Origin of the sequence: Bacillus sp. NPDC057893 (genome assembly GCF_042796455.1) — a bacterium.
Lineage (GTDB): Bacteria > Bacillota > Bacilli > Bacillales > Bacillaceae_G > Bacillus_A.
Genome location: NZ_JBHVNG010000007.1, coordinates 169469 through 185651, shown reverse-complemented (window position 1 = coordinate 185651; position 16183 = coordinate 169469). Strand labels below are relative to the sequence as shown.

At 33.8% G+C, this 16183-nt stretch carries 10 protein-coding genes and 1 pseudogene; 10 read left to right on the top strand and 1 reads right to left on the bottom strand.

What is annotated here, in order from left to right; genetic code table 11:
* Positions 1-3: 3 nt before the first annotated feature.
* The 8 genes and pseudogenes from ACFVQC_RS24355 (at position 4) to ACFVQC_RS24320 (ending at position 13579) form a co-directional block, all read left to right on the top strand.
* Complete coding sequence (locus tag ACFVQC_RS24355) at positions 4-3159, top strand: NEAT domain-containing protein (RefSeq protein ID WP_377899465.1); 3156 nt, start codon at positions 4-6, stop codon at positions 3157-3159.
* A gap of 305 nt (positions 3160-3464) precedes the next feature.
* Positions 3465-6362 (top strand): collagenase ColA, encoded by a 2898-nt coding sequence (gene colA / locus ACFVQC_RS24350; protein WP_377899464.1) that lies wholly within the window; start codon positions 3465-3467, stop codon positions 6360-6362.
* Between the two features lie 398 nt (positions 6363-6760).
* A complete protein-coding gene (locus ACFVQC_RS24345; RefSeq protein ID WP_002204542.1) occupies positions 6761-7309 on the top strand; it encodes an NfeD family protein in 549 nt (182 codons plus the stop codon).
* Between the two features lie 12 nt (positions 7310-7321).
* Positions 7322-8896: a flotillin lipid rafts scaffold protein FloT gene (locus tag ACFVQC_RS24340; RefSeq protein WP_002204541.1), complete on the top strand. Its 1575-nt coding sequence runs from the start codon at positions 7322-7324 to the stop codon at positions 8894-8896.
* A 254-nt stretch (positions 8897-9150) separates the two neighbouring features.
* A pseudogene (locus ACFVQC_RS24335) lies at positions 9151-10185 on the top strand (HAMP domain-containing protein); the annotation flags it as partial.
* Positions 10180-11127: a methyl-accepting chemotaxis protein gene (locus tag ACFVQC_RS24330; RefSeq protein WP_377899469.1), complete on the top strand. Its 948-nt coding sequence runs from the start codon at positions 10180-10182 to the stop codon at positions 11125-11127. The pseudogene ACFVQC_RS24335 and the gene ACFVQC_RS24330, both read left to right, overlap by 6 nt.
* Before the next feature lie 155 nt (positions 11128-11282).
* Positions 11283-12887 carry an ATP-binding protein gene (locus tag ACFVQC_RS24325; protein ID WP_377899463.1) on the top strand — a complete coding sequence of 535 codons (1605 nt, stop codon included), beginning with the start codon at positions 11283-11285 and terminating at the stop codon, positions 12885-12887.
* Positions 12887-13579 carry a response regulator gene (locus ACFVQC_RS24320; protein ID WP_377890230.1) on the top strand — a complete coding sequence of 231 codons (693 nt, stop codon included), beginning with the start codon at positions 12887-12889 and terminating at the stop codon, positions 13577-13579. Before ACFVQC_RS24325 ends, ACFVQC_RS24320 begins: the two co-directional genes overlap by 1 nt.
* 45 nt (positions 13580-13624) lie before the next feature.
* Here ACFVQC_RS24320 and ACFVQC_RS24315 read toward each other — a convergent pair whose 3' ends face one another.
* Positions 13625-14929, bottom strand: a complete 1305-nt coding sequence (locus tag ACFVQC_RS24315) for a CitMHS family transporter (RefSeq protein ID WP_377890228.1) — start codon at positions 14927-14929, stop codon at positions 13625-13627.
* Positions 14930-15184: 255 nt separating this feature from the next.
* Between ACFVQC_RS24315 and ACFVQC_RS24310 the strand changes: the two genes are divergently transcribed.
* Together ACFVQC_RS24310 and ACFVQC_RS24305 are read left to right on the top strand one after the other, a co-directional pair.
* Positions 15185-15439, top strand: coding sequence for a hypothetical protein (locus tag ACFVQC_RS24310; RefSeq protein WP_071743842.1), 255 nt, complete (start codon positions 15185-15187; stop codon positions 15437-15439).
* A 132-nt stretch (positions 15440-15571) separates the two neighbouring features.
* Positions 15572-16078: a nitrous oxide reductase accessory protein NosL gene (locus tag ACFVQC_RS24305; RefSeq protein WP_377890225.1), complete on the top strand. Its 507-nt coding sequence runs from the start codon at positions 15572-15574 to the stop codon at positions 16076-16078.
* Positions 16079-16183: the final 105 nt, after the last annotated feature.

Here is a 16183-nt window from a genome sequence, read left to right as displayed (position 1 = left end):
AAGTTGAAAAAAAATAAAAGAAAACGTATAAATGCAATGTTAGTGGCCGCTACATTGGTAATTCCATTTGCAGCATATTCTACGCCGGCATTAGCGGCAGTAGCAATTGAGGCGAATAAGGCTGGGCATACTTTAGAGAATGGTATTTATGATGCTGTTATTAAAGCATATAAAGATAAAACAAATGAAGAATCTATGGCAGCTGTTTATATAAAGGATCCTAAGTTAACAATTGAGAATGGAAAGAAAATTGTAACGGCAACGTTAAGTGATAGTGATTTCTTCCAATACTTGAAAACAGAGGATATTCATACTCCTGGTGTGTTCCAAGATGTAAAAGTTATATCAGAGGATAAAAAGAAAAATGGGACGAAAGTTATTCAATTTGAAGTTGGAGAATTAGGAAAAAGATATAATATGCAAATGCATATTTATATTCCGACAATGGCTTATGACAATAAGTATCAAGTACAGTTTGAAGTAAATGCTTTAAATTTAGAAAATAATGTTCCAAAAGAACAAAAGGAAAATAAAGAGGAAAAAGTGGATCAACAAGATGAAAGTGGAAATGTAATATTAGATAAGCAATTACAAAGGCATATTAATAAATATAACTTGAATAGAGAGAATCTAGATACTCCAATAACTAAGGAAGATTTATTAAAAGTTAAATCCTTAATAGTCGTTGAAGCTAAAAGTAAAGGAATACAAGACGTAAGCGGTCTAGAATATATGACGAATTTAGAAAGCTTAAGGTTGGAAGAAGTTAAGTTAGAAAATATACAATTTATCTCGAAATTGAGACAATTGAAGTTATTAAGTATAACCTATGGTGAACTTGAAGATATTAGACCTTTGGCTGAGTTAGAACATATTGAGTTTTTAAATTTGAGAAATAATAAAATTTCAGATTTAAGCCCATTAAGTCAAATAAAGAAGATTAAAACGCTAGATTTAAGTAGTAACTATATAAAAGATATTAAACCATTATTTACAGTGAAATCTTTAAGGGATTTGACTGTAGCAAATAATCAAATTAGTAATGATAACCTTGCTGGGATTGAGCAATTGAAAAATGTAAAGAATTTATCTTTAAGTAACAATGGACTTACGAATATTGAACATATTACATCAATGAAAAAATTAATAGAGTTAGATCTTGCTAAAAATGAATTAGAAAACATCGAACCTTTATCAAGATTGTCTACTGTACAATCACTTAATTTAGAAGAAAACTATATTTCAGATATAACGCCACTTAGTCACTTAACAGGCTTATATAATTTAAAGCTAGGCTCAAATGAAATTCGTGATGTTAGACCTGTTCAAGAGCTAGGAAAAAGAATGTATATCGATATTCAAAGACAAAAAATCTTTTTAGATAATGTAGAAAAAAATAAAGAAGTTAAAATACCCGTCTATAATTTACAAGGAGATCCAATTAACACCATTCAATTGAAGAGTGAAGATGGAATAGTTAATAATGGTTCTGTTAAATGGGAGACTACCGGTGAAAAAACATACGAATTTACGTTGGATATAAAGCCAGAAGAGAATCGTATTAAATTTAATGGAACAGTAATTCAAAATGTTGTTGAAAGGTTAGATGAAATAAAGGAAACAATAAAAGAGGATAATGAACAAAAGGAAAATGTAATTCCCGATAAAACTTTACAACAACATATTAATAAAGAGAATTTAGGTAGAGAGAATTTAAACGCTCCTATCACAAAAGAAGATTTATTACAGATTAAAAAATTAGAGATACTTAAAGAAAAAGGAAAAGAGATAAAAGAGATAACAGATATAACAGGTTTAGAGTACATGACGAATTTAGAAAAACTCACTTTAGAAGGAGTAAGCTTGAAAAATATTGAGTTCATCTCAAACTTGAAACATTTGAACGATGTAAATGTATCTCATAATCAAATTGAAGATATAACACCGTTATCTTCATTGAAAAATTTACAATGGTTAAATCTTACAGATAATCGTATTAAAGATGTAACGGTTCTTGGCTCAATGTTAGACTTACTTAGTTTAAAATTAGCTGAAAATGAGATTCGTGATGTAAGGCCGTTAATACAATTAGGTCAGTGGGGAACAATTGATGTTAGAAGGCAAAAGGTCATTTTGGATGATGCAGAAATAAATAAAGAAGTGACAATTCCTGTATATGATTTAGAGGGAGAGCCAATTGAAAAGATTACGCTAAAGAGTGAAGGTGGAACGCTTACTGATGAGGGAATCATTTGGAGTACTCTAGGAGAAAAAATATATGAATTTGATTTAGATGCAGATCATTATGAGACGGGCATATTATATAGTGGCATCGTCATGCAGAATATAGTAGAAAAATTAATACCGAAAGAAGAAGTAAAAGAGCCAACAAAAGAAGTTGAAGAAGCAAAAGAAGAAGTAAAAGAAGCAACAAAAGAAGTTGAAGAAGCAAAAGAAGAAGTAAAAGAAGCAACGAAAGAAGTTGAAGGAGTAAAAGAACCAACAAAAGAAGTTGAAGAGGTAAAAGAAGAAGTAAAAGAGCCAACAAAAGAAGTTGAAGAGGTAAAAGAAGAAGTAAAAGAGCCAACAAAAGAAGTTGAAGAAGTAAAAGAAGAAGTAAAAGAACCAACGAAAGAAGTTGAAGAAGCAAAAGAAGAAGTAAAAGAGCCAACGAAAGAAGTTGAAGAAGCGAAAGAGGAAGTAAAAGAGCCGACAAAAGAAGTTGAAGAAGCAAAAGAGGAAGTAAAAGAGCCAACAAAAGAAGTTGAAGAAGCAAAAGAGGAAGTAAAAGAGCCAACAAAAGAAGTTGAAGAAGCGAAAGAAGAAGTAAAAGAACCAACAAAAGAAGTTGAAGATGTAAAAGAAGAAGTAAAAGAGCCAACAAAAGAAGTTGAAGAAGCGAAAGAGGAAGTTAAAGAAGTAAAAGAATCAGCAACAGGCTTGGATCAAGAGCAAAAAGGGAATAATCAAGTTGTTGAAAACGAGGGAAGAAAAGCAGACACTTTAAATAAACAACATGCTAATAAGCCAGAGGAAGGCAAGAAATATTTACCATCAACAGGCGGTGAAGCTAGCACATCGACTTTACTTTCTGGAATAACACTTGTTCTTTCCGCACTAAGTATGTTCGTATTTAGAAAGAGATTATTTAAGAAGTAAATAACGTTTAATCTTATTATTAGATATAATTAATTTTTTCTTTTTTGAGAAGACATTATCATGGCAGTTTCATTAGAAACATGCATATGATGATGTCTTTTTGTATGAGAGAAGGATATTGCTGGGCATTTTCTAAGTGTATTAGAAATGGAAGAAAGTAGATTATTGTTTGGAGATAAAGGTTGATTTGTTCACGATATGTTCAAAATGTATGAAGAAATAATATGAAATATTGCATTTTATATCATTTCATCTGGATAATATGTTAAATTCTTGAATGGAATATTTACATAGGGGGAAATGATATGAACAAGAAATCAAAGATCAATAAAGTCATGCTTAGTATTAGTACAATGGCCTTATCGCTCGGGGCAATTCAAACTCATGTGTCAGCGGAAGAAAAGGTACCATATAATGTATTGCATTCGAAACCAGTTGGAATTGAAAAACGAGTAGATGAGATCGGACACGCTTCTAAAGCTGAGGAAACATTATCGTTTCAAGAGCGTTTAAAAGTAGGAGATTTTTCACAGCGACCAGCATCTATTATGAAAAGTTCAGAAGTAAAGCAAATTAAAGAAAGCTATTCAATGGCTGATTTAAACAAAATGAATGATCAAGAATTAGTTGAAACGTTAGGCAGTATTAAGTGGCACCAAATTACAGACTTATTCCAGTTTAATGAAGATGCAAAGGCTTTTTATAAAGATAAAGGAAAAATGCAAGTCATTATAGATGAATTAGCTCATAGAGGGAATTCATTTACGAAAGATGATTCAAAAGGAATTCAAACGTTTACTGAAGTGTTACGTTCAGCTTTTTATCTTGCATTTTATAATAACGAATTAAGCGATTTAAATGAGAGAAGCTTCCAGGATAAATGTTTACCTGCTTTAAAAGCAATCGCAAAAAATCCAAACTTTAAGCTTGGTACAGTTGAACAAGATACAGTCGTATCTGCATACGGTAAATTAATTAGTAATGCATCAAGTGATGTTGAAACGGTGCAATACGCATCGAATATTTTAAAACAATATAATGATAATTTTAATGCATATGTAGACGATCGTATGAAAGGACAAGCTGTGTACGATATGATGCAAGGCATTGATTATGATATACAGTCTTACTTAAATGAGGCTCGTAAAGAAGCGAATGAAACGATGTGGTATGGAAAAGTAGATGGGTTTATTAATGAAATAAATCGTATTGCTCTTCTAAATGAAGTAACGCCAGAAAATAAATGGCTCGTTAATAATGGAATTTATTTTGCTAGCCGTTTAGGGAAGTTTCATAGCAATCCAAATAAAGGATTAGAGGTTGTTACACAAGCAATGCATATGTATCCACGTTTAAGCGAACCTTATTTTGTTGCGGTAGAACAAATTACAACAAACTATAATGGGAAAGATTATAGCGGGAATACGGTAGATTTAGAGAAGATACGTAAAGAAGGCAAGGAGCAATACTTACCAAAAACGTATACATTCGACGATGGATCTATTGTATTTAAAACTGGGGATAAAGTGTCAGAAGAAAAAATTAAGAGATTATATTGGGCTGCAAAGGAAGTAAAAGCGCAATATCACCGCGTAATTGGAAATGACAAAGCTTTAGAACAAGGTAATGCAGACGACGTATTAACGATAGTAATCTATAATACTCCAGATGAATATCAATTAAATAGACAACTGTATGGATATGAGACGAATAACGGTGGGATTTATATTGAAGAGACAGGTACATTCTTTACATATGAGCGTACGCCAGAGCAAAGTATTTATAGTTTAGAAGAGTTATTCCGTCATGAGTTTACTCATTATCTTCAAGGGAGATATGAAGTTCCCGGTTTATTTGGAAGAGGAGATATGTATCAAAATGAAAGATTAACTTGGTTCCAAGAAGGGAATGCAGAATTTTTCGCAGGATCTACTCGTACGAATAACGTTGTACCGAGAAAGAGCATAATTAGTGGGTTATCATCTGATCCTGCAAGCCGTTATACGGCAGAGCGTACACTATTTGCTAAATATGGTTCTTGGGATTTCTATAACTACTCGTTTGCATTGCAGTCGTACTTATATACTCATCAATTTGAAACGTTTGATAAAATTCAAGATTTAATTCGTGCGAATGACGTGAAAAATTATGATACATATCGTGAAACTTTAAGTAAAGATCCGAAGTTAAATAAAGAGTACCAAGCTTATATGCAGCAGTTAATTGATAATCAAGATAAGTATAATGTGCCGGAAGTAGCAGATGATTATTTAACTGAACATGCACCAAAATCGTTAACAGAAGTGAAGAAAGAAATTAGTGAGACGTTGTCTATGAAAGATACAAAAATGACAAAACATGAGTCTCAATTCTTTAATACATTTACATTAGAAGGTACGTTTACAGGTAGTGTAACAAAAGGTGAATCAGAAGACTGGAACGCAATGAGTAAAAGAGTAAATGAAGCTTTAGAACAATTGGCGCAAAAAGAATGGAGCGGCTACAAAACGGTTACAGCATATTTCGTCAATTACCGTGTGAATAGTTCCAATCAATTTGAATATGATGTAGTCTTTCATGGTATCGCAAAAGATGACGGAGAAAATAAAGCTCCGACAGTTAATATAAACGGTCCTTATAATGGGCTTGTAAAAGAAGGAATTCAATTCAAAAGTGATGGCTCAAACGACGAAGATGGAAAAATCGTTTCTTATTCATGGGAGTTTGGAGACGGAAGAACAAGTACAGAAGTTAATCCAGTACATGCATATGAAAGAGAAGGAACTTATAAAGTAGCGTTAAGAGTAAAAGATGATAAAGGAAAAGAGAGTAGAAGCGAGACAACTGTTACGATTAAAGATGGAAGTTTAACAGAATCTGAACCAAATAATCGTCCAGAGGAAGCAAATCGTATCGGGCTGAACACTACTATAAAAGGTAGCCTTATCGGCGGGGATCACACCGATGTTTATACATTTAATGTAGCATCAGCGAAAGATATCGATATTTCTGTTTTAAATGAGCATGGAATCGGGATGACATGGGTACTTCACCATGAATCAGATATGCAAAATTACGTAGCTTACGGTCAAGCTAATGGAAATCGTATAGAAGCAAAATTTAATGCAAAACCAGGTAAGTATTACTTGTATGTATATAAATATGATAATGGCGATGGAACATACGCATTATCAGTAAAGTGAAACTTTAATCAGCGGGGGTTCTGTTCATCCCCCACTGATTATTAGCCCACACCAATCGGGCTTTTATGGGCAGTTATCTCCCACCTAACTTCCTCGCATTCGCCGAATTTTGAAGTGGGAGTTTTACTGCCCATTAATGCGGGGTAAAATAAATGCTCTTCCAATGTATGTTTAACTTTACTTTTTGTGGAAAATAGTATATTATATAGATATATAATATATCGGTTATTTTCTAGGAGGAGCCTGTCACAATAGGTTTCTCCTGTTCTTTTTTAGAGGCCTGTCTTACAGGCTTTTCTTTAAAAGGTAAATAACTGAAAATTAAGAACGATAATCTTTGAAAGAGGTGGGGCATACACATAACAAAAAAGGGATTGTTTAAGAAAGGGGGATAAGAAATGGTCTTGTTTGGTTATCCACTTGAAACAATTTATTTATATGGATTTATTATTGCTACTATACTCACTGTTATTTATATTTTCTTTGGAGATATATTTGAATCAATATTTAGTTTTGGGGGCGGATCTGTATCCGTTGTTACTTTACTACTTAGTTTCTTCGCCATGTTATGTGGACTTAGTTATATAGGAGAATATTTATTTTCCTTTAATAGTACTATTATTTTTGCTGGTTCATTTGCTATATCTTTCATCGGTGTTTTCATAATGAAAATATTAATTTTAAAACCAATTGCAGAAGCAGAACAAAATACGGTGCAACGTATGGATGAATTCATTGGTTGCAAGGGAGAAGTCATTACGACAATTCCTACAGAAGGATTTGGTGAAGTATTAATCTCCTCTAAATTTGGAAGTAATGCAATACCAGCGAAAACAATTGGGAAAAAAGATATTTCACAAGGAACCGAGGTCATTATTGAGGGAATTCAAGATGGTGTTTTGCTTGTACAAAACATCGCTTATTCTTTAAAGAAACCAAAATTATAAGGGGGAATTCACATGACGATTCCATTAATTATCGGTGGAGTTTTACTCGCAATTTTAATTCTACTCATTTTAGTATTCATTACGAAGTATCGTACAGTTGGTCCAGATGAAGCATTAATTGTAACAGGGAACTGGCTTGGTGGTGGAAAGAATGTTGTTACCACTGATGATGGAAAGAAGATTAAGATTATCCGCGGTGGTGGTACTTTCGTTGTGCCAATTATGCAACGAGCAGAACTTCTTAGCTTATTAAACTACAAATTAGAAGTTGGAACACGTGATACGTATACGAAACAAGGTGTACCAATTACAGTAAACGGTGTTTCTATTATTAAAGTAGGATCGACAATTGAAGAAGTTTCTACAGCAGCTGAACAATATTTAGGAAAAGAAACGGAAGAGTTAAAAGTAGAAGCAAAAGAAGTTTTAGAAGGGCATCTACGTGCTATTTTATCTTCTATGACAGTAGAAGATGCTTATAGTAATAGAGAGCAATTCGCACAAAAGGTGCATGAAGTAGCTTCTACTGATTTGAAGAAGATGGGACTTCGCATCGTTTCCTTTACAATTAAAGAAATAATGGATAAAAACGGTTACTTAGATGCACTTGGTCAGCCGCAAATTGCAATGGTTAAGCGTGATGCAACAGTTGCGAATGCAGAGCGTGAAAAAGAGGCACGAATTGAAAAAGCTCGTGCTGAGAAAGAAGCAAAAGAAGCGGAATATCAACGTGATGCACAAATCGCTGAAGCTGAAAAACATAAGGAATTAAAAGTACAATCTTATAAGAGGGACCAAGAACAAGCTCGCGCAGATGCAGATCTTTCTTATGAATTACAACAAGCGAAAGCGCAACAAGGTGTTACAGAAGAGCAAATGCGCGTTAAAATCATTGAGCGTGAAAAGCAAATTGAATTAGAAGAAAAAGAGATTGCACGTCGTGAAAAGCAATATGATGCAGAAGTGAAGAAAAAAGCAGATGCAGATCGCTATGCTGTCGAACAATCAGCAGAAGCGGAAAAAGTAAAACAAATGAAAAAAGCAGATGCGGATCAATATAAGATTGAAGCTGAAGCAAGAGCACGTGCAGAAGAAGTTCGTGTAGAAGGGTTAGCGAAAGCAGAAATTGAAAAAGCGCAAGGTCAAGCGAAAGCAGAAGTACAGAAAGCGCAAGGTACAGCAGAAGCAGATGTTATTAGATTAAAAGGTTTAGCTGAAGCAGAAGCGAAACAAAAAATTGCAGAGGCATTTGAATTATATGGGCAAGCCGCGATTATGGATATGGTTCTAAAAATGCTTCCGAGTTATGCGAAAGAAATTGCAAGTCCACTTAGCAATATTGATAAAATTACAGTTGTCGATACAGGCGGCGGTGGAAAGAATAGCGGCGCCGGAAAAGTTGCAGGTTATGCGACTGATTTAATGGCAACGATGCAAGAAACGCTAAAAGCTTCTTCTGGTATTGATTTAAAAGAATTACTAGAAGGATTTGCTGGAAAAGGTGCAGTACAGCAGTTATCGAATGATAAACCTGTCGTATCTGTAGTAGAAGATAAGAAAAAAGAAGTAGAAAAAGATAAAGAATAGTAAGGTGGGCAGGACCTCTAGCATGTGCTAGAGGTTCTTCTGTGAATCATAATATTTCGAAAAATATACATTTTTATACATTGTTTTAATTATTTAATTTTTATAGAATGAATTATGTATGCAATAATCTTTTAAATCTAGAAAGATGAGTAAAGAGAAATAGAGAGTCTCATCAACTTATTTATATCTTATAATTTTTATAAATAGATTAATTATAATTTATTGCATGTAAAACGGTATGGAGGGGCAGAAATATGTTTCAAGGAAAATTAAGGAGTAGTAGTTTAAAAACAAAGTTACTTGTGTCATTTATTATTATTTTAATTGTACCAAGTATTATAATTGGCTGGACGTCTTATCAGCAGGCGAAGGCAAATTTTAATGAAACAATTTTGCAATCAGCAAAAGATAACGTGAAGATTTTAAATAATGTAATTAATAAAGAATTAGATAGTAAGAAAGTAGATGCAGCATATTTTACAAAATTATTCACTGGAGCGAGTTATCAAGCAGATCAGCTTCAAAACGTGCAAAATAAATTAGAAGAATATAATAAATTACATCCAGAAATGGAAGCAATATATACTGGATCTAGTAATGGGCAATTTATTCAATCACCGGCAATTCAAATGCCAGAAGGGTATAATCCTGCAGAAAGAGATTGGTATAAAGAGGCAGTGAAAAAAAATGGAGAAGTAATTATTACGGCTCCATATAAATCAAAAACGACAGGAAATATTGTTGTTACAATAGCAAAACAAAATGAGGATAAAAGTGGCGTTCTCGGTATTGATTTAATTATAAATGATATTGTAAATACTTCGAAAATGGTTAATATCGGTAAAGAAGGGTATGTTGCAATTTTTGATCAGGATAAAAATGTGGTAGCACATCCAACGCTGAAGCCAGGGGAAAAGGTAGAAGAGAAACTTGGAAAGGAACTGTATAAACAAGAAACAGGTGATTTTCAATTTTCATTAGATGGCGAGGACCGCAATATCACTTTTAAAACAAATAAGCAAACCGGATGGAAAATAGCAGGGATTATGCCTTCAAAAGAAATTATTCAAGCGGCTGAACCTATTTTCTATAAAACAATAACTGTTATTGGTATCTCATTAATGATTGGTGGGGTTTTAATTTACTTCATAATTGCTTCTATTATTAAACCGTTAAAACAACTTGTTATATCATCTAGGAAAATTAGTGAAGGTGATTTAACAGAATCTATTACAGTTCATTCTAAAGATGAAATTGGGCAGTTAGGAGAAAGTTTTAATGAGATGGCATCATCATTACATAATGTCATTTCCAATATAAATATTTCAGCAAGTCATGTAGCAGCATCTTCAGAAGAATTAACAGCTAGCATGAAGCAGACAAGTGAAGCGACAGAACAAATCACACAAGCTATAGAGCAAGTGTCGAGTGGGGCTGAAATACAAACGAGAGAAGTTGAAGAAGGAGCGACATTATTAGAAGAAGTTACAGAAGGAGTTCAGCGTGTTGCTGATAGTTCTTCATTAGTATCAACAGCTTCTATGTATACGAAGAAAAAAGCTGAAGATGGTGGGAAGTTAGTTGAACAAACTGTGAATCAAATGCAATTAATTCATGAGTCTGTTTCAAAGTCAGATAAAGTCATTGTTTTATTAGATGACAAGTCGAAACAAATTGGAGCTATTCTAGAAGTGATTCAACATATTGCAGAGCAGACAAACTTATTAGCATTAAATGCTGCAATTGAGGCTGCAAGAGCTGGAGAGCAAGGCAGAGGCTTTGCAATTGTAGCAGATGAAGTACGGAAATTAGCAGAACAATCGGGACAGTCTTCTACGGAAATTGGTAAGCTAGTAAAAGAGATACAATTTGATATAAAAGAAACTGTAAGCTCTATGAATCAAGTTGGGACAGAGGTACAATCAGGACTTGTAGTTGCAAATGAAACGAAGCAAAGCTTTGTAGAAATATTGAAATCTACAAATGATACAGTTGTACAAATTGATAGTATGGTAGAAGTAGCGAAACAAATGACGGTAGATGCAAAACAAGTAAGTGCATCTATTAATGAAATTGCAGCTACGATTGAAGAAAATGCAGCAAGTGTTCAAAATATTGCTGGCTCCTCTGAAGAACAATTAGCTTCAGTAGATGAAATCAATGGAGCAGCAGTTCATTTATCGCAAATGGCAGAAGAATTGCAAGAGATGATCGGTAAGTTTAAAGTATAATAACAAAATTAAGAAACGAGGTAGTGGTTCTACCTCGTTTTTTTTTATGGAGATAAAAATAAAGAAATATGTAGTAACCGTGTTATGATTAAGTGCAATGATAAAAAACTGTATTTTCTTTAAATTCTATCTTTATTCATGTTAGGGGAATGGTTTTGAAATTTAAAAAATTAAAACTACAACCGAGAATTACATTAACTATTAGTACACTTATTCTTGTTGTGCTTATGCTAACAAGTTATTTATTTTACTATATATTATCTGAAACAGTAGAAGAGCAAATTGGTAAAAGGGCTTTGCATGTCGCGAAAACAGTTGCCGCTATACCAGAAATCGGGGAAGCTTTTCAAAAAGAAAATCCAGCTTCTATTATTCAACCGATTGCGGAAAAAATTCGAATTGATACAGATGCTGATTTTATTGTGGTTGGAAATAAAGAAGGGATTCGTTATGCACATCCTAAGAAAGATAAAATAGGAGAAGCAATGGTTGGTGGAGATAACCAAGGAGTTCTATTAGAAGGGAAATCATACGTTTCGAAAGCAACGGGATCATTAGGACCGTCGTTACGCGGAAAAGTTCCAATCCGTAATCAGGATAATGAAATTATTGGCGTAGTATCTGTTGGATTTTCAATGGATGATATTCATGAAGCGGTAGAAGTGTATGGGAAGCGTGTGTTTTGGATCACAGTAATAGGTCTGTTAATTGGGATAATCGGCTCTATATATTTAGCGGGAAGTATAAAAAGAATGATGTTTGGAATGGAACCAGAAGAAATTTCATCTTTATATGAAGAGCATAGTACAGTGATTCAATCTGTACGAGAAGGGATTATCGTAATTGATAAAAAGGGCATGATTAGTTTAGTCAATCAAGCAGCCTACGATATTCTTTCGCTAGACAAACAAAAAAATATCATTGGATCATTTATTTTAAATATAATTCCTAATTCATCCATACTGGATGTACTTCAAACTGGTGAAGAACAGTTTGATCGTCAATTAAATATAAAAGGGCAGGCTGTTATTGCTAATCGTCTACCTATTAAAGTAAATAATAGAGTAACTGGCGTCGTATCTAGTTTACGTTTGAAATCTGAAATGGATCAGTTAACAGCAGAATTGTCTCAGACGAAGCAATATACAGAGGCGTTACGGGCACAAACACATGAATATAACAATTTATTGTATACGCTTTCAGGTCTTATTCAGTTAGAGTCATATGAAGATGCCTTAGAACTTATTCATAAGGAAACGGCGGTATATCAAGATTTTGTTCAATTTATTATGAAGCGAATTCAAAATCCGTGGCTAGGTGGAATTTTAATAGGATTCTATAATAGGGCACGAGAATTGAAGATTGATTTTGTGTTAGATCGAGAAAGTAGTTTAGAAAAGTTAAGTCCGCATATTGATAGTAATTATGTTGTTTCTATACTGGGAAATTTAATTACGAATGCATTTGAAGCAATTGAAAAAAATCAAGAGTATGACAAGAGAGTTAGAATGTTTGTAACGGATATTGGAGAAGAAATATTAATTGAAGTGGAAGATTCAGGACACGGAATTCACGATGAAATAATTACTAGCATATTCTATAAAGGTTTTTCGACGAAAGAGGGAGGAAAACGTGGATATGGATTAGCAAAAGTGAAAGAGCTAGTGGAAGATTTAAATGGAAGTATTGCAATCGAAAAAGGGGATTTAGGTGGTGCGTTATTTATCATTGCATTACCGAAAGAGAGAGGCGAATTGTAATGACTGAGGGGATTGAAGTATTGATTGTAGAAGATGATATTCGGATTGCGGAAATTCATCGTCGTTTTACTGAAAAAATTGAGGGGTTTAAAGTAATTGGAACAGCAACGACTGGGGAACAGGCGAAAGAATGGCTAGAATTTGTGAAGCCACAGCTCGTTTTATTAGATGTATACTTACCTGATATGCAAGGAACGGAACTTGTCACATATATTAGGCATCATTTACATGATACAGACATTATTATGATTACAGCTGCGTCGGAAACAGATGTAGTACGACATGCTTTACGAGGCGGAGTAACAGATTATATCGTAAAGCCACTTATGTTTGACCGATTTAAAGCGAGTTTGGAAAGTTACCAAAAAAAGATTGTGCAGTTAAAGAAAAATAATCAATTATCTACAGAACAAATTGAATATTTATGGTCTCAAAGGGGCGTGAAGGGAAATCAAATAGAATATGCCCCGAAAGGGATAGATCCTTTAACTTTAGCAAAAATAAAAAAGCACATGTTAACAGTTAATGAAGAAGGAATTACCGCAGAAGTGTTAAGCTCAATGGTTGGGGTAAGTCGATCAACAGCGAGGCGCTATTTAGAGTATTTAATATCTGGAAAGAAAGTACATGCAGAGCTTATATATGGAAGTGTAGGGAGACCGGAGAGAAGGTATTTTCTTGGTTCTTCATAACAAAAAACAGTAGAGGATTGCATTTTCTCTACTGTTTTTCGCGTCTTATATTGGAATAATTCCAATTAAAATTCCAGTAATCAACATAACCATTGTCGTTCCAACAGCCCACAATAAAGTAAAGCGTTGGTGTTCACCAAAATCAACTTTTGCCATTCCGACTAATAAATAAGTGGAAGCAACGAGTGGACTTAATAAGTGAACGGGTTGACCGAGCAGGGAAGCACGTCCCATTTCAGCTGCACTAATTCCGTAAGTGGCAGCAGCTTTCGTTAAAATAGGTAATACCCCGAAGTAAAATGCATCATTGGACATGAAAAATGTGAACGGCATACTAAGAAGAGCTGTAATGATTGGCAATTGTGGTCCAAGAGCATCTGGTATAAGAGTTACTACACTTTGAGCCATCGCATCTACCATTTTTGTTCCAGATAAAATGCCAGTGAAAATTCCAGCAGCAAATACGAGAGAAACAACTGCCAATACGTTTCCTGCATGAGAGGCAATACGTTCTTTTTGTTGCTCTAAGTTTGGATAGTTAATCATAACAGCAATAGCGAAAGCGACTGTAAAGAGAACAGGTAAAGGCATAACTTCTAGTATGAGACAGACAAGTAATGTAGCGGTCAATAAAAAGTTAATCCATAGAAGTTTAGGGCGTTTATGCACGGCAGCTTCTACTGTTGCAGCTTGCTCATCCATTGTTTGCATTTGTTTTAAATATTGTACATCCATAATGCCTAAACGTTTTCTTTCTTTTTTTCCAAGATAGTAGGCAACGAAAACTACCCAAATTGCACCAGCAATCATTCCTGGTATAAGTGGTGTAAAGAGCTCTGATGCATCTAGTCCAAGTGCACTCATAACTCGAGCAGTTGGTCCACCCCAAGGTGTAAGATTTGTCACACCTGCCCCTAACATAACAACCCCAGCTAATATAAGTGGATTCATTCCGAGACGTTTATACAATGGGTACATTGCGGAAACAGTAATCATATACGTTGTTGTTCCGTCCCCATCTAATGAAACGATAATAGTAAGAATAGCTGTACCGACAACAATTTTTAAAGGATCCCCTTTTACAAATTTTAATATTTTACTAATGACAGGATCGAATAAACCGCTATCAATCATAATTCCAAAATATAAAATGGCAAACATAAGCATAATACCGGTAGGTGCTAATTTTTGAATGCCCTCTAACATCATAGGACCCATGTCTGCATAAAAGCCGCCAATTAATGCGAAAGTAATTGGAATTAATATTAATGCTACTAATGCTGACATACGTTTCGTCATAATTAAAAACATAAAGACACATACCATTGCAAACCCAAGTAGAGCTAACATTTGATCTCCCCCTCAAAAAAATGATTACGCTTTCAAAATAAAATAAAAATTCAGAATAAGGTTTTTTGTTTATCATAAAAGCATCTATTCAAATGGTAAATAATTTGAAAAATAAAACCATTAGAAGCATAATTTTTATTTTGGTCATATTGTTCACGAAGGTAATTTTGAATTTTTAAAAATATAATTTACTTCTAACAAGAATGATAGAATAAGGTGAAAATAGTGAAGTGCGAAGTAGGGAGTAGATTTTGAATGGAAACGAGAATAGAAGAAGTTTATAGTTCTTATGAGGGGAAAATAGAAGAGATTTTTGTTAATGAATCTTCTTACGTATATGAGTGGGAAAAATTAATGATGATCCGAAAAAATAACGGTGAGCTTGAAAAAGTCGCGGTCGGTATCAGTGGAAATATAAGATTAGTAAATGTAGAAGTTGGGCAGAAAATTAATACAGATACATTATTAGTTAAGTTAGAAGATGATTTATTAATTACAGGCTGTGAATGATGAGAGATGTGTAGAAATAGCTACACATCTTTTTTGTTTCCTATATTACAAAAAGCACATTGTTTTTTCACAAATCCCACACAAGTTTTTGATATTCTCCTTGTGGAGTACGGTTTTTAGGGAGGAATATTGATGAGGATAAAATATGTCGCACTTGCTATATGCTTATGTTTCTTATTTACGATAGTGGGATGTGGGAAAAAGGAAACAACAGCTGTGGCAATTGATGAGAAACATGATAAGTGTGATATTTGCCAAATTGGGGTAACGGATAATCAATTTGCAACAGAAATCATTTTAGAAAATGGAAAAGCGTTAAAGTTTGATGATATTGGTTGTATGTATAAATGGATGGAGATTAATTCAGGTGAAAAGACGAAAGAAAAATTTGTTCGAGATTATGATTCGAAAGATTGGATTTCGTTAGAAGATGCCACTTACGTATATGATAAAACAATAACGACACCAATGGCTTATAATGTCATTTCATTTAAAAATAAAAAAGATGCAGAGAGCTTTGTATCTAACTATAAGGGGAAAGTTCTTTCGTATAAAGAGCTATCTAAGCATAAATGGGAAATGAATAAAGAGATGATGGGGAAACCAACAAAAGGGAATACCGGTGGGCATTCTCATTAAAGTGAAGAAGTATTTATAATGTAGGACAGCCATGTATGGTTGTCCTTTTCTATTATTACTCAGGTGCAAATATAGAAAAGGTGTAAAATTTTCAGAAGAACGGTT